At 63.5% G+C, this 24,240-nt stretch carries 28 protein-coding genes; 18 read left to right on the plus strand and 10 right to left on the minus strand.

What is annotated here, in order from left to right:
* The first annotated feature begins 111 nt into the window (after positions 1-111).
* The 10 genes from NKK52_RS18845 (at position 112) to NKK52_RS18890 (ending at position 10,129) form a co-directional block, all read left to right on the plus strand.
* Positions 112-780 carry a response regulator transcription factor gene (locus NKK52_RS18845; protein ID WP_023683295.1) on the plus strand — a complete coding sequence of 223 codons (669 nt, stop codon included), beginning with the start codon at positions 112-114 and terminating at the stop codon, positions 778-780.
* 94 nt (positions 781-874) lie between these two features.
* A complete protein-coding gene (locus NKK52_RS18850) occupies positions 875-2,128 on the plus strand; it encodes a flagellar hook protein FlgE (protein WP_023683293.1) in 1,254 nt (417 codons plus the stop codon).
* A 176-nt stretch (positions 2,129-2,304) separates the two neighbouring features.
* Positions 2,305-3,759, plus strand: coding sequence for a flagellar hook-associated protein FlgK (gene flgK / locus NKK52_RS18855; protein ID WP_023683292.1), 1,455 nt, complete (start codon positions 2,305-2,307; stop codon positions 3,757-3,759).
* A 3-nt stretch (positions 3,760-3,762) separates the two neighbouring features.
* On the plus strand, positions 3,763-4,806 hold the full coding sequence (locus tag NKK52_RS18860; RefSeq protein ID WP_023683291.1) for a flagellar hook-associated family protein: 1,044 nt from the start codon (positions 3,763-3,765) through the stop codon (positions 4,804-4,806).
* Positions 4,807-4,836: 30 nt separating this feature from the next.
* Positions 4,837-5,184 (plus strand): flagellar biosynthesis regulator FlaF, encoded by a 348-nt coding sequence (gene flaF, locus NKK52_RS18865; RefSeq protein ID WP_023671893.1) that lies wholly within the window; start codon positions 4,837-4,839, stop codon positions 5,182-5,184.
* Positions 5,181-5,624, plus strand: a complete 444-nt coding sequence (gene flbT / locus NKK52_RS18870) for a flagellar biosynthesis repressor FlbT (RefSeq protein WP_023683290.1) — start codon at positions 5,181-5,183, stop codon at positions 5,622-5,624. Before flaF ends, flbT begins: the two co-directional genes overlap by 4 nt.
* On the plus strand, positions 5,624-6,031 hold the full coding sequence (gene flgD, locus NKK52_RS18875; protein ID WP_023683289.1) for a flagellar hook assembly protein FlgD: 408 nt from the start codon (positions 5,624-5,626) through the stop codon (positions 6,029-6,031). Before flbT ends, flgD begins: the two co-directional genes overlap by 1 nt.
* A 24-nt stretch (positions 6,032-6,055) precedes the next feature.
* The gene (gene fliQ, locus NKK52_RS18880) at positions 6,056-6,322 is read left to right on the plus strand and encodes a flagellar biosynthesis protein FliQ (protein WP_023671896.1); all 267 of its coding nucleotides are present in this window, start codon (positions 6,056-6,058) and stop codon (positions 6,320-6,322) included.
* A 71-nt stretch (positions 6,323-6,393) separates the two neighbouring features.
* A complete protein-coding gene (gene asnB, locus NKK52_RS18885; RefSeq protein ID WP_023691732.1) occupies positions 6,394-8,262 on the plus strand; it encodes an asparagine synthase (glutamine-hydrolyzing) in 1,869 nt (622 codons plus the stop codon).
* 223 nt (positions 8,263-8,485) lie between these two features.
* On the plus strand, positions 8,486-10,129 hold the full coding sequence (locus NKK52_RS18890; protein WP_023671898.1) for an MFS transporter: 1,644 nt from the start codon (positions 8,486-8,488) through the stop codon (positions 10,127-10,129).
* A 23-nt stretch (positions 10,130-10,152) separates the two neighbouring features.
* Here the strand turns inward: NKK52_RS18890 and NKK52_RS18895 are convergent, their stop codons facing one another.
* The 8 genes from NKK52_RS18895 to NKK52_RS18930 all read right to left on the minus strand — a co-directional run bounded on the left by NKK52_RS18895 (position 10,153) and on the right by NKK52_RS18930 (position 16,947).
* Positions 10,153-10,521, minus strand: a complete 369-nt coding sequence (locus NKK52_RS18895; RefSeq protein ID WP_081725355.1) for a cupin domain-containing protein — start codon at positions 10,519-10,521, stop codon at positions 10,153-10,155.
* A gap of 58 nt (positions 10,522-10,579) precedes the next feature.
* Positions 10,580-11,965 carry an NAD(P)/FAD-dependent oxidoreductase gene (locus NKK52_RS18900; RefSeq protein WP_023683286.1) on the minus strand — a complete coding sequence of 462 codons (1,386 nt, stop codon included), beginning with the start codon at positions 11,963-11,965 and terminating at the stop codon, positions 10,580-10,582.
* 50 nt (positions 11,966-12,015) lie between these two features.
* Positions 12,016-13,131: an ABC transporter ATP-binding protein gene (locus NKK52_RS18905; RefSeq protein ID WP_023683285.1), complete on the minus strand. Its 1,116-nt coding sequence runs from the start codon at positions 13,129-13,131 to the stop codon at positions 12,016-12,018.
* The gene (locus NKK52_RS18910; RefSeq protein ID WP_023683284.1) at positions 13,128-13,925 is read right to left on the minus strand and encodes an ABC transporter permease; all 798 of its coding nucleotides are present in this window, start codon (positions 13,923-13,925) and stop codon (positions 13,128-13,130) included. The genes NKK52_RS18905 and NKK52_RS18910 overlap by 4 nt, the downstream gene beginning before the upstream one ends.
* On the minus strand, positions 13,925-14,797 hold the full coding sequence (locus NKK52_RS18915) for an ABC transporter permease (RefSeq protein ID WP_023683283.1): 873 nt from the start codon (positions 14,795-14,797) through the stop codon (positions 13,925-13,927). The genes NKK52_RS18910 and NKK52_RS18915 overlap by 1 nt, the downstream gene beginning before the upstream one ends.
* 22 nt (positions 14,798-14,819) lie before the next feature.
* A complete protein-coding gene (locus NKK52_RS18920; RefSeq protein WP_023683282.1) occupies positions 14,820-15,896 on the minus strand; it encodes an extracellular solute-binding protein in 1,077 nt (358 codons plus the stop codon).
* A gap of 37 nt (positions 15,897-15,933) precedes the next feature.
* The gene (locus NKK52_RS18925) at positions 15,934-16,587 is read right to left on the minus strand and encodes a helix-turn-helix domain-containing protein (RefSeq protein ID WP_027049833.1); all 654 of its coding nucleotides are present in this window, start codon (positions 16,585-16,587) and stop codon (positions 15,934-15,936) included.
* A gap of 90 nt (positions 16,588-16,677) precedes the next feature.
* Complete coding sequence (locus NKK52_RS18930) at positions 16,678-16,947, minus strand: hypothetical protein (RefSeq protein ID WP_023683280.1); 270 nt, start codon at positions 16,945-16,947, stop codon at positions 16,678-16,680.
* Between the two features lie 170 nt (positions 16,948-17,117).
* On the opposite strand from NKK52_RS18930, the gene NKK52_RS18935 reads away from it, so the two are divergent.
* Positions 17,118-17,432 carry a hypothetical protein gene (locus NKK52_RS18935; RefSeq protein WP_155921527.1) on the plus strand — a complete coding sequence of 105 codons (315 nt, stop codon included), beginning with the start codon at positions 17,118-17,120 and terminating at the stop codon, positions 17,430-17,432.
* A gap of 39 nt (positions 17,433-17,471) precedes the next feature.
* Here NKK52_RS18935 and NKK52_RS18940 read toward each other — a convergent pair whose 3' ends face one another.
* The gene (locus NKK52_RS18940) at positions 17,472-17,771 is read right to left on the minus strand and encodes a putative quinol monooxygenase (protein ID WP_023683279.1); all 300 of its coding nucleotides are present in this window, start codon (positions 17,769-17,771) and stop codon (positions 17,472-17,474) included.
* Positions 17,772-17,894: 123 nt separating this feature from the next.
* Between NKK52_RS18940 and flhA the strand changes: the two genes are divergently transcribed.
* From flhA to NKK52_RS18975, 7 genes are all read left to right on the plus strand, one after another.
* Positions 17,895-19,982 (plus strand): flagellar biosynthesis protein FlhA, encoded by a 2,088-nt coding sequence (gene flhA / locus NKK52_RS18945; protein ID WP_023671908.1) that lies wholly within the window; start codon positions 17,895-17,897, stop codon positions 19,980-19,982.
* Positions 19,979-20,731 carry a flagellar biosynthetic protein FliR gene (fliR, locus tag NKK52_RS18950; RefSeq protein ID WP_023683278.1) on the plus strand — a complete coding sequence of 251 codons (753 nt, stop codon included), beginning with the start codon at positions 19,979-19,981 and terminating at the stop codon, positions 20,729-20,731. Before flhA ends, fliR begins: the two co-directional genes overlap by 4 nt.
* A 1-nt stretch (position 20,732) precedes the next feature.
* On the plus strand, positions 20,733-21,116 hold the full coding sequence (locus NKK52_RS18955; protein ID WP_023683277.1) for a hypothetical protein: 384 nt from the start codon (positions 20,733-20,735) through the stop codon (positions 21,114-21,116).
* 291 nt (positions 21,117-21,407) lie between these two features.
* Complete coding sequence (locus tag NKK52_RS18960) at positions 21,408-21,980, plus strand: rod-binding protein (RefSeq protein ID WP_023683276.1); 573 nt, start codon at positions 21,408-21,410, stop codon at positions 21,978-21,980.
* 13 nt (positions 21,981-21,993) lie between these two features.
* Complete coding sequence (locus NKK52_RS18965; RefSeq protein ID WP_023671919.1) at positions 21,994-22,410, plus strand: hypothetical protein; 417 nt, start codon at positions 21,994-21,996, stop codon at positions 22,408-22,410.
* A gap of 28 nt (positions 22,411-22,438) precedes the next feature.
* On the plus strand, positions 22,439-22,987 hold the full coding sequence (locus NKK52_RS18970) for a hypothetical protein (RefSeq protein WP_023683275.1): 549 nt from the start codon (positions 22,439-22,441) through the stop codon (positions 22,985-22,987).
* Positions 22,988-23,181: 194 nt separating this feature from the next.
* Positions 23,182-23,466, plus strand: a complete 285-nt coding sequence (locus NKK52_RS18975) for an SCP2 sterol-binding domain-containing protein (protein ID WP_023683274.1) — start codon at positions 23,182-23,184, stop codon at positions 23,464-23,466.
* 69 nt (positions 23,467-23,535) lie between these two features.
* Here the strand turns inward: NKK52_RS18975 and NKK52_RS18980 are convergent, their stop codons facing one another.
* Complete coding sequence (locus NKK52_RS18980; protein ID WP_023683273.1) at positions 23,536-24,207, minus strand: GNAT family N-acetyltransferase; 672 nt, start codon at positions 24,205-24,207, stop codon at positions 23,536-23,538.
* Between the last annotated feature and the right edge of the window lie 33 nt (positions 24,208-24,240).

The raw sequence follows: 24,240 nt of genomic DNA on the forward strand, positions 1-24,240 counted from the left end.
TCGAAATAACTCCCAAGAAAATAGCTACAAGAAATGATGGTTGTTCAGGATTCCCGGCACCGGTTACGGCTCTTCCCACGGGGCAGATGATCTGATTCGGAGGCGGGGCCGATGATTGTAATCGTTGACGAGCGTGAGCTCGTAACTGAAGGCTATAATTCACTTTTCGATCGTGAGGGCGTCGCCTGTGCAGGCTTCGCGTCCGGTGAATTCGGCGAGTGGGTGACATCGGCCGCCGACACGGATTTGCGATCGGTCCGAGCCTTCCTCATCGGCGACTGCCGCGAAGGCGCCATCTCGCCACGCCAGATCCGCGACCGCACCGGCGCTCCGGTCATTGCGCTGAGCGAACAGCACTCGCTTGAAAATACGCTGCGGCTGTTCGAGAGCGGGGTCGACGACGTCATACGCAAGCCGGTCCATATCCGGGAGATCCTGGCCCGCATCACCGCCATCCGCCGCCGCGCCCATGAGGACGTCAGCTACACCGAGATCGGCGCCATGCGCATCTTCATGGATGGCCGCGATCCCGAGATCGATGGCCAGCCGCTGCCTCTGCCGCGCCGCGAACGCCGCATCCTCGAATATCTGGCGAGCAACCGCGGACGCCGCGTCACCAAGACCCAGGTCTTCAACGCCATCTACGGCATCTTCGACGAAGAGGTCGAGGAGAACGTGGTCGAGAGCCACATCTCCAAATTGCGCAAGAAACTGCGCGAAAAGCTTGGTCAGGACCCGATAGATTCCAAGCGCTTCCTCGGCTACCGGCTGGTGTTCTGATGCCGGTCTGCGCCAGCCTCGCGCAAGACAAAAATTATATCCTCGCGACCACAGACATGGGCCCAACGATGTTGGGCATTGAGGAGACGTTTCGATGAGCCTTTACGGAATGATGCGGACCGGCGTTTCCGGCATGAACGCGCAGGCCAACCGCCTTTCGGCGACAGCCGACAACATCGCCAATTCCGACACCACCGGCTACAAGCGATCCTCGGCCGAGTTTTCGACGCTGATCATGCCGCAGGTCGGCGGCGCCTATAATTCCGGCGGAGTCAACACCACCATCCGCTCGGCCATCAGCGCCCAGGGCGTGCTGCAGTACACGACTTCGGTTTCCGACCTTGCGGTGAACGGCAACGGTTTCTTCGTCGTCCAGGACCCCAGCGGGACGCCCTTCCTCACCCGCGCCGGCGCATTCGTTCCCGACGCTCAGGGCAGACTGGTCAACGCCGCCGGCTACCAGCTGATGGCCTACAGCTACGCCAACGGCACGCCGGCTGCCACCGCCAACGGTTTCGAAGGACTGGTGCCGGTCCAGATCTCCGACCAGGAAATGACGGCGACGCCCAGCACCACGGGCAATTTCAACGCCAATCTGCCGGCTGGCGCCACGCCGCCCGCCGGTCCGCTGCCTTCCACCAACAGCCCGACCGCGGAATACACGTCGAAGTCCTCGATGGTCACCTACGACAATCTCGGCAACAAGAAGCTGCTCGACGTCTATTTCACCAACACCGGCACCGGCACCTGGTCGGTCTCTGTGTTCGACCAGTCCCAGGCGACGCCGGGCACATCCTTCCCCTATACGGGCGGTGCGCTGGCCACGGCCAACTTGACCTTCGACACCACCACCGGCAAACTCACCGGCGCCGTCGACTCAATCACCATCCCCGTGCCGGGCGGTGCGTCGCTCGATCTCGATCTGTCCAAGCTGACCCAGCTCGGCACCGGCTTCACGGTCTCCGAAGCCAAGGTCAACGGCAACGCGCCCAGCACGATCGAAAAGATCCAGATCGGTGAGGACGGCGTCATCTACGCCCAGTATCAGGACGGCTCGACCAAGCCGCTGTTCAAGATCCCGCTGGCTGACGTCCAGAGCGCCGATAACCTCACCGCACTGCCGGGCAATGTCTATGCACAGTCCACCGACTCCGGGACCGTGCGCATCGGCTTCGCCAATGAAGGCAAGCTCGGCAGCATCATCTCCGGCGCGTTGGAAAATTCCAACGTCGATATCGCCGAGGAATTGACCAACATGATCGCGGCGCAGCGCAGCTACACCGCTAACTCGAAAGTGTTCCAGACCGGTTCCGACCTCATGGATGTCCTTGTCAACCTGAAGAGATAAACGACGGGCGCCAGGGGAATGAACCCAAACCAGAGCAGCGCGGTGCGCGGATTTCGAATTCAAGGCCACACCGGCAAACCGGCCGGGGTGGTCTGGGATTGCAGGTTTCCGAACGCCGACGCCGCCGACAGGGCAGAGACGTCATCCCCTCCCCACTGGCCTCGTGAAAGACCCGCATGTCGCTGACTTCCGCATTGACCATAGCCCAACAGTCGCTTCAGACCACATCGAAGCAGACCAGCGTCCTTTCCCGCAATATTGCCGACGCCAGCAACCCCGACTATGCCCGCCGCACGGCGGTCGTCGTCAGCAGCGCGCCCGGGGCGCGCTCGGTCGAGATCCAGCGCGCCACCAACGCCCTGCTGTTTCGCCAGAACCTTAGCGCGCAATCGGCCTGGAGCGGCCAGAGCACGCTCTACAGCGGCATTGACCGCCTCGCCGTTGCCGTCAACGGCGTCGACAACGCCTCCTCTGCCTCGACCGCGATCGGCAAGCTGCAGAACGCGCTGCAGCTTTACGCCGCTACGCCATCCAACCAGAACCTCGGCTCCAGCGTCATCGACGCGGCCCAGCAGGTGGTGCGCGCTCTGAACGACGGCACCAACGCGATCCAGGATTTCCGCACCCAGGCCGATGGCGAGATATCAACGGCGGTTAACGATCTCAACTCGCTGCTTAGTCAGTTCCAGGACGCCAACAAGGCGGTCATCTCCGCAACCCGTTCGGGTACCGACGCATCCGACGCGCTCGACCAGCGCGACGCTTTGCTGAAGAAGATCGCGGACTATGTGCCGGTGTCAACCTTCACGCGGGGCGACAACGACATGGTCATCACCACCAAGGATGGCACGACACTGTTCGAGACCATTCCGCGCTCGGTAAGTTTCACCCCGTCGCCGGGCTACACGGCCGGCACACCAGGCAACACCATCTACATCGACAATGTGCCGGTCAGCGCCGGGGCTGGCGGCAACACCAGCGCCGACGGCAAGCTCGCCGGGCTCATTACCTTGCGCGACGGCGTCGCGGCGACGATGCAGAGCCAGCTCGACGAAGTGGCGCGCGGCCTCATCACCGCCTTTGCCGAAACAGCACCTTCGCAGCCCGACCGAACCGGCCTGTTCACCTGGTCGGGTGCGCCCGCCATTCCGGCCGCCGGCACGCTGATCGACGGGCTTGCCGGCTCGATCAAGGTCAACGCCGCAATGGACCCGAGCGTCGGCGGCAATCCGGTGCTGCTGCGCGACGGCGGCGCCAATGGTGCGGCGTATATCGCCAACACCGCCGGCAACGCCTCCTATTCGCAGCTCTTGATCGGCTATGGCGACAAGCTCGACAAGCCGATGCCTTTCGACGCTGCGGCCGGCATCACCGTGACGTCCAGCGTCTCCGACTACGCCGCCAATGCCATTGGCTGGTTCGAAGGCCAGCGCCAGCAGGCCTCGAGCAATGCAGACGCCAAGGAAGCGCTGGCATCGCGCACCGCCGAGGCGCTGTCCAACGACACCGGCGTCAATGTCGACCAGGAGATGTCGCTGCTGCTCGACCTCGAACACACCTATCAGGCCTCGGCGCGCATGATGAAAACCGTCGACGACATGCTGTCGGCCCTGCTCGATGCCGTGGGATAAGCCATGAAAGCCACATCCGTCTCCTCAGCCGCTCTCTCCAACGCCGCGCGCTATCAGCAGATGCGCATGCAGGGCGAACTGGTCAAAGCCACTAAGGAATCGACGACCGGCACCGTCGCCGATGTCGGTCTGGCGCTCGGCGCGCGCACCTCGCAGGCGGTCACCTTCTCGCGCGACCTCGACCGGTTGAACGTCATCATCGATTCCAATTCGCTGGTCACCGCTCGGCTGTCCTCGACGCAGGCTGCGCTTGGCCAGCTTTCCGACACTGCGCAGAATTTGCTGACCGCACTGACCGCCGCCGGCAATTCCTCGAGCACCATCACGCAGCAAGCCGGCAAGGCCGCCGTGCAGCAGATGACCTCTATCCTCAATGCCAGCGTCAACGGCGAATATCTGTTTGCCGGCACCAACACCGACGTCAAGCCGATCGACGATTTCACCGCCGCCGGCTCGCCGGCCAAGGCGGCGTTCGACGCTTCCTTCTCGTCGTATTTCGGCTTCACGCAGACCGATCCGCTCGCCGCCAACATCACCGCCGCCCAGATGGACGGCTTCATCACCAGCAATGTCGTGCCGCAGTTCATGGGCGCCGGCTGGCAGGCCAACTGGTCGAACGCCACCGACCAGCAGATCGTCAGCCGCATTTCGCTGGGCGAAACCACCCAGACCTCGGCCAGCGCCAATGAAGACAGCATCCGCAAGCTCGCCATGGCTTCCGCCCTGGTCACCGGCCTGCTCTCCGGCAACATCAGCCAGGCGGCGAAGACCACCGTCGTCGGTCGCGCCCAGGCGATGGTCGGCGAGGCGCTGGGCGGACTCGGCCAGTTGCAGGCCGAGACCGGCCTTGCCGAGAAGCGTGTTTCCGACGCGAGCGACCGCATGAAGACGCAGGTCGACCTGTTCGAGCGCCATATCCTCGATCTGGAGGGCGTCGATCCGGCCGAGGCCGCCACCCGCGTCGCGGATCTGACGCAGCATATCGAGACGTCCTTCGCGCTGACCGCGCGCCTGCAGCAGATGAGCCTGCTGAACTACCTGACCTGACAATCTCAACCGCAACGGTAGAGCCAAACGATGTACCAATTCTCCTACGCCGACATCCAGACCGACTCCGTTGCCGATGCGAAAGATCGCGAGCGGCAGCTTTTGACCCGCTCGATCGAAATGCTGGCGGCGGCGGCGGCGGTCGGCCACACCTCGATGGAGGCAGTCGAAGCGCTGCACTTCACCAACCGGGTCTGGACCACCTTCGTCGAGGATCTCGGTTCCAGCGACAATGTCCTGCCCAAGGAACTGCGCGCCAACCTCATCTCCATCGGCCTGTGGCTGCTGCGCGAGGCCGAGGACATCCGCCAGGGCCGCACCGACAATTTCGAAGGGCTGATCGAAGTGTCCCAGATCATCCGGGACGGCATTCAATGACCAACACGCTGAAGATATCGCTGAAGCCGAACGAGAAGATCTACATCAACGGCGCCGTCATCCGCGTCGACCGCAAGGTCACCGTCGAGCTGATGAACGACGTACAGTTCCTGCTCGAGAACCATGTCATCCAGGCCGACGATGCCTCGACGCCGCTCAAGCAGCTCTATTTCATCCTGCAGGTGATGCTGATGAACCCGGCCGGCGCCATCGAGGCGCGCGCCATGTTCCGCCGCTCGCTGCCCTTGCTTTTGGCAAGCTTCGAGGATGAGCAGATCAGTGGCGCGCTGAAGCAGATCGACCGCATGGTCGGCGAAGACCATATCTATGAAGCGCTGAAGGCTATCCGCGCGCTTTATCCGCTCGAACGCCGCGCACTTGGCGGCAATGACGATGTTCAGGGTGCGAAGCGCCCGCTGGCCGTGGGAGCACAATACTGATGAATGTGGACATGACGACGACGATCCCCACGGGCGCCAACCAGGGTACCCAGCAGACGTCGAAGACAGCGGTCGACTACCAGTCGTTCCTGAAGCTGTTGATCGCCGAGATGAAGAACCAGGATCCGACGAAACCGATGGATTCGACGCAGTACGTCGCCCAACTCGCCACCTTCTCGCAGGTCGAGCAATCGGTGCAGACCAACACCAAGCTCGACCAGATCATGCAGTCGTCGGCGCTGTCGCAGGCCGATGCCCTGATCGGCCGTTCGATCACCTCGGCCGACGGCAAGACGACCGGCGTCGTGGCCTCGGTCAGGCTTGCAAGCAACGGCGTGATCGCCGTGCTGCAGAACGGCACCGAAGTGCCGGTCGGCGCGGGCGTTTCGATAAAGCCGGCCAGCTAGACAGTTCAATAGAGGCGCGCTCACATGAACGAGGCCGACGCCCTAGACATCGTCCAGTATGCGGTGTGGACGGTGCTCGTCGCGTCCGCGCCGGTGGTGCTGGTTGCCATGGTGGTCGGCATCGGCATCGCGCTGATCCAGGCCCTGACCCAGATCCAGGAAATCACCCTGACCTTCGTACCCAAGATCGTAGCCATCATGCTGGTCGTGGCGCTGACCGGTCCGTTCATCGGCAGCCAGATATCGGCCTTCACCAACGTCATCTTCGAACGCATCGAAAACGGGTTCTAGGCAGCGCTTGCAGGCGGCTGTGTTCCGGCTAGATTGCAGGCCATGACTCAGGCAGAACTCACCGGCAGGCCATGTGCGGAATAGCCGGCGTCTGGCGCAAACGAAACCCGATCGACGCCAACGACCTGTCGGATGTCGCCAGCATGATGCAGGCGCTGGTACATCGCGGCCCCGACGATCATGACAGCTGGCACAACAATCGGCTGGCGCTCGGTCACCGCCGGCTTACCATCATCGATCCCTCGCCCGCCGCCCGTGAGCCGATGCTGACTTCTTCCGGCGATGGCGTTCTCGTCTACAATGGCGAGGTCTACAATTACCGCTCGCTGCGCGAAACGCTGCAGGCGCAAGGCGTCGTCTTTCGAACCATCTGCGATGCCGAAGTGGTTCTCGAAGCCTTGCATCACTGGGGTCCCGAAAAAGCCGTGCCGCTGTTCGACGGGATGTTTTCCTTCGCCTATTTCGACGCTCGCAGCAGTGCGCTGTGGCTTGCGCGTGACCGTCTTGGAATCAAGCCGATGTCGGTGGCCGACACGCCGGAGCGAATCCTGTTCGCCTCGGAGGACAAGGCGATCCTCGCCTGCGACGGTTTTCCGCGCGACATCGACAGCCGCGAGATCACCTTGCGGCTTGCCTGGCAGAGCCGCGATTCCAGCTACAGCCTGTTCGACCGCATCGAGCGCCTGCCGCCCGCCGGCCTGTGGAAGATCACCGATGGCGTTATCGAGAAGCGCCGCTTCTGGCATGTGCTGGACGTGCTGGAGACCGCGCGCATTACCGGCGATGCATCCGCTGATGCTGAACACATGGCGACGCTCGAGGCGTTGCTCAAGGACAGCGTCGGACTTCACTGCATCGCCGATACCAGCGTTGCCACCGCCTGCAGCAGCGGTGTCGATTCCGGCCTGATAACGGCGCTGGCAAAGCGGTTCAGGCCGGAAGTCCACGGTTATGTCGTCGACCCGCAGCTCGGCAACAGCGAGGCCGAAGACGCCGAACGCACCGGCCGCCATGTCGGCGTGCCCTTGCGCCGGGTGCCGGTCGACAGGAACCGGTTTTTCGAACTTTGGCCAAGGGTAATCTGGCATCTTGAAAGCGATGGCTGGCACGCCAGCCATGTCGCACTGCTGGCGCTTGCCGAACGATGCCGGGCCGATGGCGTCAAGGTGCTGCTCACCGGCGAAGGCGCAGACGAATTGTTTGGCGGCTACCCCTTGCAGGCCTTGAGCATGAAGAAGTGGCGTTCCTGGTCGTGGCCCCGGCGCCTGGTCCATTCGAAGCGCTCGCTCGACCGGAGATTCGAGCAACAGCGTCATGCCCCCTACAAGGTCTCGGCTGGAAGCCACTCACAAATGGATCGCAGCATGGTCCTGCGTGCTTTGTCGCCGGAGCTGAATTTTCTGCAAACCGAGATCTTCGACCGCCTGGAGCCGGTTATGCCGCCCGCGGATCGCGCCTTTCTCGGTAGTTGCCTCTACGACCTCTATTCGCATCTGCAGGACATCCTGCACCGGCACGACCGGCTGAGCATGGCGGCGTCCGTGGAACTGCGGGTCCCGTTCCTGGAAAACCGCCTGATCGACTTCGCCATCCATTTGCCGAGGCGGCAGAAATACCGCGACAAAACAGGAAAATGGCTTTTGCGAAAGGTCGCTGAAAAGCATATTCCGCGCCAGAACGTCCAGGCGCGCAAGATCGGCTTCGAGATGTCGTCGCAATTTTCGGCCGGCACGGAGACTTTGCTACGCGGCGGTTTCCTGCGCGATGCCTTGAAATGGCCCGCCGCGAATTTGGAGGACATGGTCCAGTTGGCGCGGCGCGAGCAACCGTCCAGGCTGCGGCTTGTCGGCATGGAGCTTTTCCTGCGCCTTCACGCCGGCGGCGAGACGACAGGCACGCTGACCGAAGCCTTGCATACCGCTGCCCGGGACAGAAGCTGACTTCGCGCGCGGCCGACAGCCCCGCGCAGTGGACCAATGAGAACATCGCTCTGGGTAGCGGACCATTCCCGGCTGACGTATTTTCGCCTTGCTATCCTGTTGTTGGACCATGATCTTTTTCGAAGACGCGTTCGCCCTTTTGGATGTCGTGCTCTATTTCAAACGGATGCCATGATTGTCGTCCCCGCGGACGAAACCAGCACGTTAAGGTGGGACAGGTCTGATGATCGATGACGAGCCGGACAGCGAACGCGTTTCGGCGCTGGCGCCGTTCCGGCACGGCATCTTCCGCGCCGTCTGGTCGGCCAGCCTGGTGTCGAATTTCGGTGGCCTGATCCAGGGCGTCGGCGCCGCCTGGATGATGACCACCATCGCCACGTCGCCCTATCAGGTGGCGCTGGTCCAGGCCTCGGCCACTCTGCCGATCATGCTGTTTGCACTCGTCGCCGGCGCCATCGCCGACAGCTTCAACCGGCGCAAGGTGATGCTGATCGCCCAAATCTTCATGCTGGTCGTCTCTGCACTTCTAACGCTGTTCACCTGGAACGGCTGGATGACGCCGTGGACGCTGCTTGCCTTCACCTTCCTAATCGACAGCGGCACGGCGCTCAACAACCCGTCCTGGCAGGCATCGGTCGGCGACATGGTGCCGCGCAACAAGCTGCCGGCCGCGGTTGCACTCAATTCACTGGGCTTCAACCTGACACGCAGCGTCGGCCCGGCGATCGGCGGCATCATCGTTGCCGCCGCTGGTGCGGCTGCTGCGTTCGCCGCCAATGCGCTGAGCTATATAGGTCTCATCATCGTGCTCTTCCGCTGGAAGCCGGAGCTGCCGGTCTCGACGCTGCCGCGCGAGACGCTGGGCGCCGCCATGGGCGCCGGCCTGCGCTATGTCGCCATGTCGCCCAACATCGGCAAGGTGCTGGTCAGGGGCTCCGCCTTCGGCTTCAGCGCCGGCGCGGTTTTGGCGCTGCTGCCGCTGGTGGCGCGCGACGTCGTCAAGGGCGATGCCTTGACCTACGGCATCATGCTCGGCGCCTTCGGCATCGGCGCCGTCGGCGGCGCGCTGATAAGCGTGCGTCTCAGACAATTGCTGTCCAGCGAGACGATGGTGCGGATGGCCTTCGCCGGCTTTGCCGTCTGCGCCTTCAATGCCGCCATCAGCCTCAATGCCTGGCAGACTGCGGCGGGTTTGCTCATCGGCGGCGCCTGCTGGGTGATCGCGCTGTCGCATTTCAACGTCACGGTGCAGATGTCGACGCCGCGCTGGGTCGTCGGCCGGGTGCTGTCGGTCTACCAGACGGCGACCTTCGGCGGCATTGCGCTGGGCAGCTGGATCTGGGGCGTCGTTGCCGATGCGCATGGCGCCGAAACCGCGCTGATTGCGGCGGCCATCGCGATGCTTGTTGGCGGCGCCATCGGCCTGTTCCTGCCGCTGCCGCAGCAGACGACTCTCAACCTCGACCCGCTCAACCGCTTCAAGGAGCCGCATCTCGGCCTCGACCTGAAGCCGCGCAGCGGCCCCATCGCCATCATGATAGAGTACATTATCCGCGACGAAGATGTACCCGAATTCCTCGCCACCATGGCCGAGCGCGGGCGCATCCGCCGCCGCGACGGCGCCCGCAACTGGACGCTGGCTCGGGACCTAGAAAATCCCGCAGTCTGGATCGAACACTACCACACGCCGACCTGGCTGGAATACATCCGCCACAACCGGCGCGCCACCCATGCCGACGCCGTCGTCGGCGAGCGGGTGCGGGCGCTGCACAGCGGCGACGAACCGCCGCGCGTGCGCCGCCTGATCGAGCGCCCGACGACCGCCGGCACCGCGCTGGTCTCGCCGAAGGGGCCGATCGATCACTGAGCTCGCCATAGCCGTAGCGCCGGTCAGCCGGCGCTCTGGATCATGTAGAGCTTGCGCGTGGTCTCGCGTATCAGCCACTCGCCCTTCCAGCCCTGCGGCAGGACGAGGAGATCGCCCGGACCGAGTTCCCGCACCTCGCCATCGATGCGGCTCAGTTCCACGCGCCCCGAAATGATGTGGCAGATCTCCGACGAGTCCGAACGATCGGCGGTGAAGCGGCCGGGCGTGCATTCCCAGATGCCGACATCGACAGTCCCGTCAGGCGATTGAAAGAACGAGCGCACGGCCTCGACCTGATCGCCTTCAATCGAGCTTGGCTTAGGAGAGAACGCGCCGATCTCGGCCTTGGCGAGATCGTGGAAGGTCGAAAGATCGATCAAGTCTAGCTCCATGGATAAGAGCAATTCCAGGAAAGGGGTCTGCCCCGGAATTGCGTGAGAACAAATGGCTTTAGTGGCCGGTGATGCTGTCGGCCAACGCGGCCAGCTTCGAGGTGCGCGCAAGCCCTGCCGCCTCGCGGCCATCGGCAATGCGATAAAGCTGGTACATCGAATGCACGCCCAGCCAGCGGAAGGGCTCCGGTTCCCATGGCCTGACCTTGCGGTTGACCCAGGGCAGCTTCGTCAGCTCGGTGTTTGCCCCGAGAACAAGGTCAGCCAGCGTGCGCCCCGAAAGGTTGGAGCTGGACACGCCGAGGCCGACATAGCCGCCGGCCCAGCCGATGCGGGTCGCGGGATCGAGGCCGACCGTGGTGCACCAGTCGCGCGGCACGCCGAGCACGCCGCACCAGGCGTGATCGATGCGGCATCCCTTGGTCTGCGGCAAGAGCGTCGTCAGGATCGTGTGCAGCTGGTCGATCGTGGCCTGCTGCGTCTGGCCGTTGACGTCGGTGCGCGAGCCGTAGCGATAAGGCACGCCGCGTCCGCCCATCGTGATGCGTCCCTCACGCGTGTGCTGGGCATAGCAATAGGCATGCGCCGCATTGCCGAGCAGTTCGTGCCCTTCCCAACCGATGTCGCGCCACAGGTCGGCAGGCAGCGGCTCAGTCACGATCTGCGCGCTGTTGAGCGCCAGCCAGGTCCGCTCCTCGCCGGGGATGCCTGATGTAAAACCCTCGGTCGCGCGGATGATCGTCTCCGCCTGCACCGTACCGCGGTCTGTCGTCACGCTGCCCTTGGCGATGCTTGTCACCGTCGTCTTCTCATAGATCGGCACGCCCAGCCGCTCGACGGCATCGGCAAGCCCGCGCACCAGCTTGGCCGGCTGCACCCGCGCCTGGCCATGGACGACGAAGCCGCCCATGACGTTACGGATGTTGATGCGCGTGCGCGTTGAGGCGGCGTCCAGCATCTCGACGCGGTTCGGGTCGACATCCCAGGAACGGATCGTCTCGCATTCTTCGCGCACGCGCTCCAACTGCGCTGCGTTGGTGGCCACCGTCAGATTGTCGACGCGGCGAATGTCGGCGTCGATGCCTTCCTCGGTCGCGACCCGGATCACTTCATCAACGCAGCCTGCCATCGCCGCCTGCATCGCCATCACGCCTTGGCGGCTCGATGTCTTGAGATATTTTTCGCGCGACCAGCTGAAGCCGCCCGACAGCCAGCCGCCATTGCGCCCCGAAGCGCCGAAGCCGGCAAATTCGCGCTCGACGATCACGACGCGCAGCGATGGCTTCGCCTTTTTCAGATAGTAGGCGGTCCACAGGCCGGTATAGCCGGCGCCGACAATGGCGACATCGGCCTCGATGTTTCCAGGCAAGGACGGGCGCGGAACGGGAACCGCCCCCAGATCCGCATACCAGAACGATATGTCGCCGTTGCGCTTGGCTTGCATGGAATGACTTTCAGATGAGATCAGGCCAGATGGGATCAGGCCAGATGGAATCAGGTGAGTGTGGTGTCGGCGCTTGCGTCGTCCGCCAGCAGCTTGGCGTCGCTGCCGTCGAAGCAGAGCTCGACCTTGTCGCCGAGGCCAAAACTCTCGCCGGTCAGCGGTGAGCGCACGATCGCGGCCGAGCCGTCGGCGAGCTTAACTTCGTATTTCGATTCCGAGCCGAGATAGATGGCTTCCGCGATCGTCCCCGACAGGCGGTTGGCGCCATTGGCAGCACTTTGGCCGGCTCTTCGGATCGCGAGCTTTTCGGGACGCAGCAGCATCACCGGGCTGGCTTCTCCCGACAGCTTACGCGGTACCGTCACCGTCTCGCCGGCGATGCTCAGCGCGGTGCTGTTGCCATCGCTGCGCGCCTCGCCGCGCAGCACGGTGGAATCGCCGATGAAGCGGCCGACGAACAGCGTTGCCGGCTCGTCATAGAGCTGGCGGCCGGTGCCGACCTGCTCGATGTGCCCGCGGTTAAACACGGCGACGCGGTCGGACAGCACCAGCGCCTCTTCCTGGTCGTGCGTGACATAGACGAAGGTGGTGCCGAGCTCGCGGTGGATGCGCTTGATCTCGAGCTGCAGCCATTCGCGCAGCTTCTTGTCGAGCGCGCCGAGCGGCTCGTCCATCAGGAGCAGCGGCGGGTCGAAGACGATGGCGCGCGCCAGCGCCACGCGCTGCTGCTGGCCGCCCGACAATTCGCTGGGATAGCGATGCGCGAAATCGCCCATCTTGACCATGTCGAGCGCCCTTGCCACGCGTGTCTGCCGCGTCGCCTGGTCGACGCCGCGCAGCGTCAGCGGATAGGCGACGTTGCGGCCGACGCTCATATGCGGGAACAGCGCGTAATGCTGGAAGACGACGCCGATGTTGCGCTTGTGCGCCGGCACGCCGACGACGCTTTTTTCCCCGACCAGAAGCTTGCCGCTGGTGACATCGGTGAAACCGGCAATCACGTTGAGCGTCGTCGTCTTGCCCGAGCCGCTGGGGCCGAGCAGCGTCATGAACTCGCCGGGCTCGATGCGCAGCGACACGCCGTCCAGCGCCTTGAAGCCGCCATAGGCCTTGCTGATCGCTTCGAGATCGATCGCCGCGCCCTTGCTTGTCGGCTTCGGATTCATTGGCGTCCTTTCCGCTCGCGGCCAAGAAGGAGCATGCCGCCGCCGATCAGGATCGTGGTCGCGAAAAGCAGGATCGTGCCGACAGCCGCCACCGTCGGATCTGCGTCGCGCGTGATCGAGGCAAAAATCTGCACCGGCAATGTCTTGAGATAGGGGTTGGTGATGAACAGCGACACGACAATCTCGTCGAACGAGGTGGCGAAAGCGAACAGCAGGCCGGAGAGCACGCCCGGCGCGATCAGCGGCAGCGTCACCGTGCGAAACGTGGTCAGTGCGCCGGCGCCCAGGCTGGCTGCGGCTGTCTCCAGCCGGCGGTCGAACACTTCGAGACTGGCCGAGACCGCGATCAGCACGAAGGGCAGCGCAAGGATGGTGTGGGCCAGCACGAAGCCGAGCAGCGTCCCGACGAGCTGCGTGTCGAGATAGACGGCATAGATGCCGATCGCCAGCACCACGCCCGGCACCACCATCGGCGTCAGCATCAGCATGCGTAAAAGGTTCGCCGGCCGCGCCTTCATGCGGTCGAGGCCGAAGGCGGCAAGCGTGCCGAGCACCGTTGCCACGACGGCAACGATGGAGGCGACTTTCAGCGAGTTCAGGAAGCTGTTCGACCAGTCCGGATTGGTGGCGAAATTCTGGTACCACTGCCAGGAAAAGCCTTGCGGCGGAAAGGCCAGCGATTTGTTTTCGTTGAACGACATCGGCACCACGACCAGCGTCGGCGCCACCAGCCATATCGCCACCAGCAGGCAGACGAGCCCGAGAAGAACGCGGGTGAGCGGCTTCATCTCCATCAGCGCCGCCCCGCTTCCCGATGACTGGACCGCATCACGGGTGCTGCCAGCGCCAGCAGCACGAAGGTGGTGACCAGCAGAACGACGCCCATGGCGCCGCCCCTGCCCCATTGCAGCAGGCTCAGCACCTGCGTCTGCACCAGCGTCGACAGCATGGTCGAGCGCGGGCCGCCGAGCAAAGCAGGCGTGATGTAGAAGCCGAGCGACAGGATGAAGACGATGATCGCGCCGGCATAGACGCCGGGCAGCGACAGCGGCAGATAGACGGTGAAGAACGCGCGCGACGGCCGCGCACCGAGGCTTTGCGCCGCACGCATCAGCCTGAGGTCGATGCCTTGCATCACGGAATAGAGCGGCAGGATCATGAACGGCAACAGCACCTGCGCCATGCCGATGACCACGCCGGTCTGGGTGCGGATCAGCTTGACGCCGCCGAACCCGACCGAGCGCAGCAACGAATTGATGACGCCCGAATCCTGCAGCAGGATCACCCATGACAGCGTTCGCACCACACCACTCACCCAGAACGGGATCAGCACGCAAAGCACAAGCACCAGCCGGACGCGCGGCCCGACCGCGGTCATCAGATAGGCATAGGGATAGGCCGCGATGACGCACACCAGCGTCACCCAGGCCGAGATGACAAAGGTCCGCTGCAGCACCGTCAGGTTCACCGGCGCACCGAAGAACCAGGCATAGTTCTGCAGCCCCCACTCAGGTTCCGACAGGCTGCGCAGCACGATGGTGAGCAGCGGGTAGCCGATCACCGCGACAAGCAGGATGAGCGCCGGCGCCGTGAGCGCGAACGGCCGCCATGCCCGACCGGGCCGCACATCGGCGGCGGGTTGGGCGATGGGTTCGGACGCGCTCACGGCCTGGCTCTCACTCGGCTGTTCAGTTGCCTGCCATCAGCGCCGACCACTTCTCCTGCGCCACCGGGAAGTTCTCGACCCAGAACTTGATGTTCTGCTTGTAACCCTGCTTCTGGCGCTCTGGCGTGTTGGTCAGGAAGGCGGCGACCGACGCATCGACCTTTGGCTGCGCGTCATTGTTGATCGGCGTATAGGAGGTCTGCTGCGCCAGGATCTCCTGCGGCCCCTTGCCGAGATAGGCATTGAGCAGCGCATAAGCCGCATCCGTATCCTTGACGCCGACCGGAATGGTCATCTGGTCCATCACCACCAGCCAGTCCTGCCAGGCCGGCGCATATTTGGCGCCGTTCTTCACCGCCGTCATGGCACGGCCCGTCCACATCATCAGCATGTCGGCCTCGCCGGACTCGGCGAGTTGCTGCGATTCAGCGCCGGTCTTCCAGTAGATCGTGTCGGGGCCGAGCTTGCGGATCACGTCGATGGATTTGTCGATGTCGGCCACCGTCATCGCCTTCGGATCGCCGCCCGACGCCTTCAACGCCTGCTCCAGCAGGCCACCGGTCGGATCGCCGGAACCATCCAGCGCGCGCACGCCCGGGAATTTTGCCGTGTCGAAGAAATCGGCCCAGCTCTTGGGCGGGTTATCCCCATACTTCTCCTTGTTGTACATCAGCACGACGCCGTAGTTCATCGCCGGCACCGAGCATTCGCCGACCTGGCCCTCGGGCACCTTGGAGACGTCAAGCTTGCTGAAATCAAGCTTCTGGAACAGCTTGCCGCAATAGACGTAAGGCGGCAGGTCGGCGGTGTCGACGACGTCCCAGGTGACGTTGCCGGATTCGACCTGCGCCTGCAGCTTGGCGATCTCTGTCGGCCCGTCATTGAGCAGCGTGGCGCCGGACTTTTCGACGAACTCCTTGAGCGCGGCGGCCTGGCCGTCCTGGTAGATGCCGCCATAGGAGACGAGCGTCAGCGTCTTTCCCTTGAGCGAGCCTTCCTTGACCTCACCCGCGACAGGCTTTTCCTGCGCGAACGCTGCGGTTGCCAGAACGCCGAGCGCCAGCACGGCGCCAAGGCCAAGATGTCTTGTTTTCAGCATGATTATTGTTCTCCCATTTGACCCGCATGGATTGAACCTACCTGGCTGCGAGCGGTTTCCAGGCCCTGTATTGATCGAGTTCGGCGCGCACCGAAGTCGGTGGCGCAATGATCCACATCACCTCGGCTCGACCACTGCCGATGTTCTCTGAGCGATGTGCTGTCGATGTCGCGTATTCGATGCTGTCGCCCTCTTCCAGCACATGCCTGACATCGCCGAGCGAAACCTCGACGATGCCGCGCAGCACGACGAGCATCTCGTGCGCGTCGCCATGGGTGTAGAGCGCTGGGCCGGTCGAGCCGCCGATTTCGAACTCGCCGACATAGACTTCCATGTCGCTTAAAGGGGGACGCGAGAGCAGCATCTTGCGGCAGCCGTCGCTGGGCGGCAGGCTCGGCCGCTCGCTGCGCAGCAAGACCCCGCGCTGCCCGGCGGCACTATCCTCGAACAGCATCGCCACGCTCACCCCAAGCGCCGAGGCCATCTGGTTGAGCGAGGCGGTGCTGGCGCCGGTCAGGCCGCGCTCGAGCTGGCTGATGAAGCTGGCGCTGGTCCCGGTCAGCTCGGCGAGTTCGCGCAGCGAAAGCCGCCGGCCGAGACGCAGGCTCTTCAGCCGCTGGCCCAGCATCTGATGGGCATGCGTCGCCGTCGAGGCGACGCCATTCTTGACCGGAGCCTGGTCGGTGCTCATCCCGTCTTTTTCTCCCACTGAACAATTTGTACAGTGACACTGTACACGTGGCAAGCGCCGAGTAGGGACATTTAAGATGCCGGCCGAGGCCTAGTCTTCGCCCGACAGGTCGCGCCGCGCCTTGTCGAGTTCCTCGGCGTAGCGCCGTATCAGATGGCCCTCGGTCAAAAGCCCGACAACGGCCCGGTTGTCGAAATTCTCGACCACCGCCAGTTCCTCCGCGACGGCGCGCTGGATGGTTTCGGCGGTGGACTGGACGTTCATGGTCGGCACCAGCACCGCATGCCGGAATTTGGCCGGCGCCAGCACCGGCGTCTCACCATCGGACGGATCGCTGTGCAGTTCGGCGACGATCAGCACGGCGACATAATGCCGGCTGCTTGCGGCGCCATTCTGGCGCTGAGGCGCAGTCAGGCTTGCCGCCCCGCTTCAATTCCCCGCGAGCGTGTCGAGGTATATGAGCGATCGCTTACGCAATCGACGCAGCTGTGTTATTTTTGGCCGTCTCTATTTCCCTCAAGGAGGAGAAGATGAGTGCGCGGGGATTTTTTTCATTAGCTGTTGGCATGATTTTTTTGAGCTCGTCTGCGGTGAGCAATTCAAGCATGGATATGCCGGTTAGGTCTGTTGTGTCACACCCGATGTCTCTTTTTTTGGCGGGAGGCAATCCGGAAAACCAAAGCCGGCCGGCAAAGGAATTTATCCAGACTGCACAACAAGATGTTTGCTGTCCTGGCGGCTACCCTTGGTATCGCAATTCGACGAACACCTGCTACGGCAGCTATGAAGACTGCCACGATACCGATGGCGGCGGATGGTCCTGCAGACAGGTCAACGCCTGCTAGACTTTCTTGGGCCTACGCCTTCTTGACTGTGCCCGGTCCTCAGATCGGCTTCGGCTCGCCGGCCTCGTAGAGCATGAGGTTGCGCTCGCCTATGCCGAGCGATGCCCAGCTCGCCCGCCAATCGGCGATGTGAGGCGAGCGGAAATGCGCGTCGAGCGCGGCCCTGTCGCTCCACACCTCGGTTACATGGATGAGCCCGACGTCGAGCACGTCCTGCGCGTAGGAGTATTCGATGCAGCCGGGCTCCGCACGGCTGCCCAGTATCATGCGCCGCATGGCCGGCCTTGCCTCGTCGAGCCGTTGCGCAGGCAGGCGAATGGTGCCGATGATCACCAGCATGATCTCTCTCCTCAAGGCCTCTGTCGTCCTGGCAAGTAACCAGTCCTCCCACCCTCGCGCAAGCTTGACCGGTTAGGCTCGAAGGGCTGTCGCGTGCTCGGCAGGCTTGTGATTGGGGACGATATGGCCGTCAGCGAAAGCTTAGCGACAGGAACAGTGGCCAAGAACGGCCGCGATGTCTTCTTCGCCATCGGCATCGTCATCATCCTGGCCGTGCTGTTCCTCCCGATCCCGGCCTTCCTCATCGACATCGGCCTCGCCTTCTCGATCGCACTGTCGGTGCTGATCCTGATGGTGGCGCTGTGGATCCAGCGGCCGCTCGATTTCTCGTCCTTCCCGACCGTGCTGCTGATCGCCACCATGCTACGGCTATCGCTCAACATCGCCACCACGCGCATGATCCTGTCGCACGGCAATGAGGGCACGCACGCCGCCGGCTATGTCATCGCCGGCTTCTCCAAACTTGTGATGGCCAGCGATTTCGTCATCGGCCTGATCGTCTTCATGATCCTGATTGTGGTCAACTTCATCGTCATCACCAAAGGCGCCACCCGTATTGCCGAAGTCGGCGCCCGCTTCACCCTCGACGCCATCCCCGGCAAGCAGATGTCGATCGACGCCGACCTGTCCGCCGGCATGATCGACGACAAGACAGCGCAACTGCGCCGCAGAGAACTCGAGGAAGAATCGTCCTTCTTCGGCTCGATGGACGGCGCCTCGAAATTCGTGCGCGGCGATGCCATTGCCGGCCTCATCATCACCGCCATCAACATCGTCGGCGGCATCGCCATCGGCTACATCAGGCACGGCATGGGCATGGGCGAAGCCGCCGATGTCTTCATCAAGCTGTCGGTCGGCGACGGCCTGGTCACCCAGATCCCGGCGCTTATCGTTTCGCTCGCCGCCGGCCTGCTGGTGTCCAAGGGCGGCACGCGCGGCTCGACCAACCAGGCGGTGTTCGGCCAGCTCGGCGCGCATCCGCGCGCGCTCTATGTCGCGGCCTCGCTGCTCGTCCTGCTCGGCCTGATGCCCGGCCTGCCGTTCTTCCCGTTCTTCACGCTGGCTGCAGGCATGGCCGGTCTTGGCTACGTCATCCCGATGCGCGCCAACCGCGAGGCTGCCGCCGCCGAAGCGATCAAGGATCTGGAGAAGGCGAACAAAGTCGAGGAAGAGAAGAACTCGGTCAAGGCTTCGCTGACCACCGCCGAGATCGAGCTTCTGATCGGCAAGCAGCTGTCGACGCGGCTGCTGGTGTCGCATCAGGAACTGGTGTTCCGCATGGCCAAGATGCGCAAGAAATTTGCCACGCAATACGGCTTCGTCGTGCCGGAAGTGCGCGTCGCCGACGATTTCGGCATCCCGCCGAAAAGCTATCAGATCAAGGTCCACGGCACCGTCGTCGCCGAATATCAGATGCGCGTCGGCGAGATCATGGTGCTGCTGGGGAACCGGGATTTGCCCGACGTTCCCGGCGAGGAAATCCGCGAGCCGGCCTTCGGCATGCGCGCCTTCTCGGTGCTGGAAACCTTCGCCGAGGATCTGAAGCGCGAGAACTATACCTTTGCCGACAACATGTCGGTGCTGCTCACCCATTTGTCCGAGGTGATCCGCAACAACCTGCCGCAGCTTCTGTCCTACAAGGACATGAAGGCGCTGCTCGAGCGCCAGGATCCGGAATACCGCAAGCTGGCCGACGAGATATGCACCTCGCACATCTCCTACCCCGGCCTGCAGGCGGTGCTGAAACTGCTGCTGGCCGAACGCGTATCGATCCGCAACCTGCATTTGATCATCGAGGCTATCGCCGAGATCGCGCCGCATGTGCGCCGCACCGAGCAGATCGTCGAGCATGTCCGCATCCGCATGGCCCAGCAGATCTGCGGCGATCTCTCCGAAGGCGGCATGCTCAAGGTGCTGCGGCTCGGCAACCGCTGGGACCTCGCCTTCCACCAGAGCCTCAAGCGCGACGCCAAGGGCGAGGTGCGCGAGTTCGACATCGACCCGCGCCAGCTGGAGGAATTCGGCCAGGACGCGACCAAGGCGATCCGCAAGCATCTCGAGGCCGGCGAGCGTTTTGTCCTCGTCACCGCGCCCGATGCGCGGCCTTATGTGCGCATGATCATCGAGCGCCTGTTCACGACGCTTCCCGTTCTCTCCCATGTCGAAATCGCCAAGGGCGTCGAGATCAAGGTGCTCGGGACGATCTCGTGAACATCCTGTCGCAAGGCGTCGTCATCGCCGCCTTCCTCGCCTTCTGTCGCATCGGCGCCTGCTTCATGCTGGTGCCGGGTCTGTCCAGCGCCCGCGTGCCGGTCCAGGTCCGGCTGTTCGTGTCGATCGCCGCCACCGGTGGCCTGCTCGCCTTCCTGTGGGACAAGATCTTTCCCTTCGTCGATGCGCGTCCGCAGGTGCTGACACCGATGATCATCTCCGAACTTTTGGTCGGCGGGCTGATCGGCGCGATGACGAGGCTCTACATGGAGGCGCTGCGCTTCATAGGTTCGGCCATCGCCATGCTGATCGGCTATGGCGGCACCGGCGGCCCCGCCATCGAGGAGCCGGAGCCGCAGGCGGCCCTCGCCGCCATCATCTCGTTTTCAGCGTTGCTGCTGCTCTTCGTCTTCGATTTCGACCACGAGATCATCCGCGCTCTGGTCGCCTCCTACACGGTGGCGCCGGTCAACGTCTTCTTCAATCCGCAGGCCGCCCTGGTCGATCTCACCGACACGGTGTCGGACGCCTTCTTCCTGGTCATCCGGCTCGGCAGCCCGTTCATCGCCTATGCCATTCTCGTCAATTTGACGATCGGCTTCGTCAACAAGCTGACGCCGCAGATCCCGGTCTATTTTATCTCGCTGCCTTTCGTCATCGCCGGCGGCATGATCATCTTCTACTTCGCCATCGGCACCATGCTGTCGCTGTTCGTCGACGGCTTTGTCGACCTGACGCTGGCGAGGTGAGATGAGCACGCGCAAGGAACGGCTGAAGAAACTGGTCAAGGTGCAGGAGCAGTTGAAGGCCCTGCACGAGACGCGCCATGCGGCCTTCCTGGCGGCAGCGGCAACCGCCGAAACCGAGGCCAGGGAACTTGTCCAGCATTTCGACGCCGACCAGTCGATGGCGGTGCTGTTCCCTGATCTCTACCATCGCCGCATCGCCAATGCGCTGGTCCGGCAGGAAGCGAGCTTGGAAAGCGCCAGGCAGGAGGTCACGCTCATCGCCACTGCGACGGCGCGCACCAACATGGTCGAGCGCGCCTACAAGGACGTGCGCCGACAGGACGAACGCGAACGCTCCGACCGCGACCGGCTCGATCTGATCGCGCAGAAGCGCGGGCAGGAATAATCGAAAGTTAAAGCCGCGTCACTTGCGGACGGCGTTCGGTTTCGTTCCGTGCGGCGGGCTGTATTGGGTGTACGGCGCCGTGTTCGGCCTCTGCGCCTACGCCACCTACGATCTGACCATGGCGACGCCGGCAGCGCCCACCGCAAACGACCAGATCGCATCGACCCAGCCGGACTTGCCGCTGCTGATAGCAATGGCCCCTCATCCGGCGAAGGATTTCAAACCGGCAAGCCTGCCACAAGCTTGTTGCGGCATGGTCGCTCAGGAAACCCGGCAAAGAGGCGGACTTTCTTGGCGATTTCTCCACCCAGCGACATCGTTCTCGATGTTGCCCGAGCCGTCGACCCGACGGATATCGAGGCTGCCCGTGCCGCGCTGGCCAAGCGGGCCAACGGCGTTGGCGGTAATTTTTCTGTCGACATGGCTGCTTCGGTCGATGCCGGCTCGATCCTGTCGCGCGCTACCGCCGACAAGGCCGCCGCAAATGCCGATCCCGCCAGCAAGTTCAAGAAGTTCGAGGCGATGGTCTTGCAGACCTTCATCCAAAACATGCTGCCCAAGGACACCGAGGGCGTCTACGGCAAGGGGCTGGCCGGCGACATGTGGAAATCGCAGCTTGCCGAGCGTGTCGCCGACGTCATGGCCGAGCGCGGCGGGATCGGCATCGCCAAATCGCTGCTCGCCGACCACTACAAGGACGGCAAGCGCACCGTGCCGATCGGCCCGGTGTCAACCGGGCCGCACAAGACCGAGATCGACCAGCAGACCCGGCTGTCCACCTCGCTGGTCGAGGAATTGCAGCGCAAGGCCGCACGGTCGATGACCGGCGACGAGACGACCATCAAAACCGAAATCAAGATCTAGACCAGGATTTTCAATGGCCGATTTTTCAAAATACTCTTCCAACCTGCCGGCGCGTACGTCCGAAGCGCCGATCCCGTTTGCACGGCCGGGCAACCTTGCCGCCATCATCGGCCGCATCGAGGAAGCGGTCGAGGAAGAGACGGCCGGTTTGAAGAACGACACCAGCTATGACCTCAAGGCCTCCAACGCCCGCAAGAGCCGCTACCTCTATGAGCTGACCCGCGCCATGAAGGGCGCCAACGAGATCGAATTCCTGGAACAGCATCGCGACAGTCTGGCGCGGCTGCGCCAGAAGCTCGCGAAAAACGAGGCTGCAATCCTCGCCCACCTCAACGCGGTCAACGAAGTCGCCACGCTGTTGAAGAACGCCATTCAGCGCGCCGAAGCCGACGGCACCTATTCGGCCGGCGAATTCGGTTGGGCGAGCTGATGATCTCGGCAACAGGCGGGAACAACCGGTGATCAAATTCATCGCTGCCGCGATCTGGATCTGCGCCGCCACGCTTGGCGCGGTGTTCTATTCGTTCCAGGCGGCCGGTGAGCGCGGCGTCGGCGAGACGCCGAAACCGATGCTGGGTGGCCTCGACTACGTCAAGACCGACATCATCTCGGTGCCGCTGATCCGCGATTCCAAGATCGACGGCTATTTCCTCACCAAGCTCGTCTACACGGTCGAGCCGGCCGAGATAAAGAAGATGTCGATTCCGGCCGAAGCGCTGATGACCGATCAGGTCTATTCCTATCTCTACTCCAATCCTCAGATCGACTTCACCAAGAAGGAAACCATCGATCTCGATGCCTTCCGCAAGGCCATACGCGACACCGTCAACGCCCGCGTCGGCGCCGACCTGGTGCATGAAGTGCTGATCGACCAGGTCAACTTCCTGACCAAGGACGAAATCCGCGACAACGCCATGCGCCGCCGCAAGGATCCGGCCACGCCGACCGAACCGGCCCCGGCGGAATCGGCCCAGGCCGAGGCGGCGAAGCCCGCTGCTGAACACTAACCTTCGTCGCAGGGCGAATGTTCTCTGCCGCATTCCTTCCGACTGAAACGAGATGACGCATCGCGCGTTGACGTTTACGTCAACTCGAAGCTATATGCGCCAAGCGACCAGGATCGCGGCACGCGCGAGACAGCGACTCGGCGGACGCCGGTCACTGAAGCGCGGCAAAACGCAACGAGACCAGGAGAACAGTCATGAGCGTTCAGGACATTGCCGAGAAGATGAGGTCGCGCGTGGCGAGCGCCGGGTTCGAACATTCCGTGAAGTTCGATACCGGCAGCAACGGCGTCATCGTCATCGACGGCGCGACCGTCTCGACCACCGATGCGCCGACCGACTGCACCATCAAGCTGTCGCTCGACGATCTCGATTCGCTGATCGCCGGCGACCTCAACCCGACCATGGCGTTCATGTCCGGCAAGATAAAGGTCGAAGGCGATATGTCGGTCGCCATGGCGCTCAGCCAACTGATCGGCTGAGCCCTTCGCAAAAACAAAACGCCGCCCTCGCTGAAATGCAAAGGACCGGCGGCGTTTGTTTTTGACCAATCAGGCGGCCAGCGACAGCCTCTGCGCCTTGAGCTTGCGACCTGCAGCCCTCAGCGTGCCACGCGCGCCGTCGAGCGCACCATCGATCAGTTCCAGCGCCAGCAGGCGGTGCCGCTCGTACGGACCAGGCATGGCGAGCGCGCCGGTCTTCTCCGCCGAGAAGCCGAAGCGGCCATAGTAAGGCGCATCGCCGACCAGCAGCACCGCGGCATGGCCGAGACGCGCGGCCTCGGCCAAAGCATGGTGCATCAGCGCCGAGCCGATGCCGGCGTTCTTCAGCGCAGGATCGACGGCGAGCGGTCCGAGCAGAAGTGCTCCCGGGCCGCCCTCGCCAAGACGCACGTCCCACAGCCGCACCGTGCCGGCAACCGCGCCGGCGGCATCCCGCACGACAAAAGCGAGGCCTTCGGAAGGCCGGCGGCCGCGCCGCAGCTTCTCCGACGATTTCTTGCGCCGCATCGGCCCCATGGCGCGATCGAGCAACGCTTCACGCGATGCAATGTCTGCCGCAGTTTCGGCGACGATGGGAATGGCGCGGGCACTCTCCCCCCTCGAGGGGGAGATGTCGCCGAAGGCGACAGAGGGGGTCGGCACGACCTGACGCGACACCGCGTCGTGGACGAGGGATGCCGGCGCTTCACGCGAGACGACCCCCTCTGGCCTGCCTGCCATCTCCCCCTCAAGGGGGGAGATTCCCACGGCACC

It is taken from the genome of Mesorhizobium sp. C277A (assembly GCF_040324395.1).
GTDB lineage: Bacteria > Pseudomonadota > Alphaproteobacteria > Rhizobiales > Rhizobiaceae > Mesorhizobium.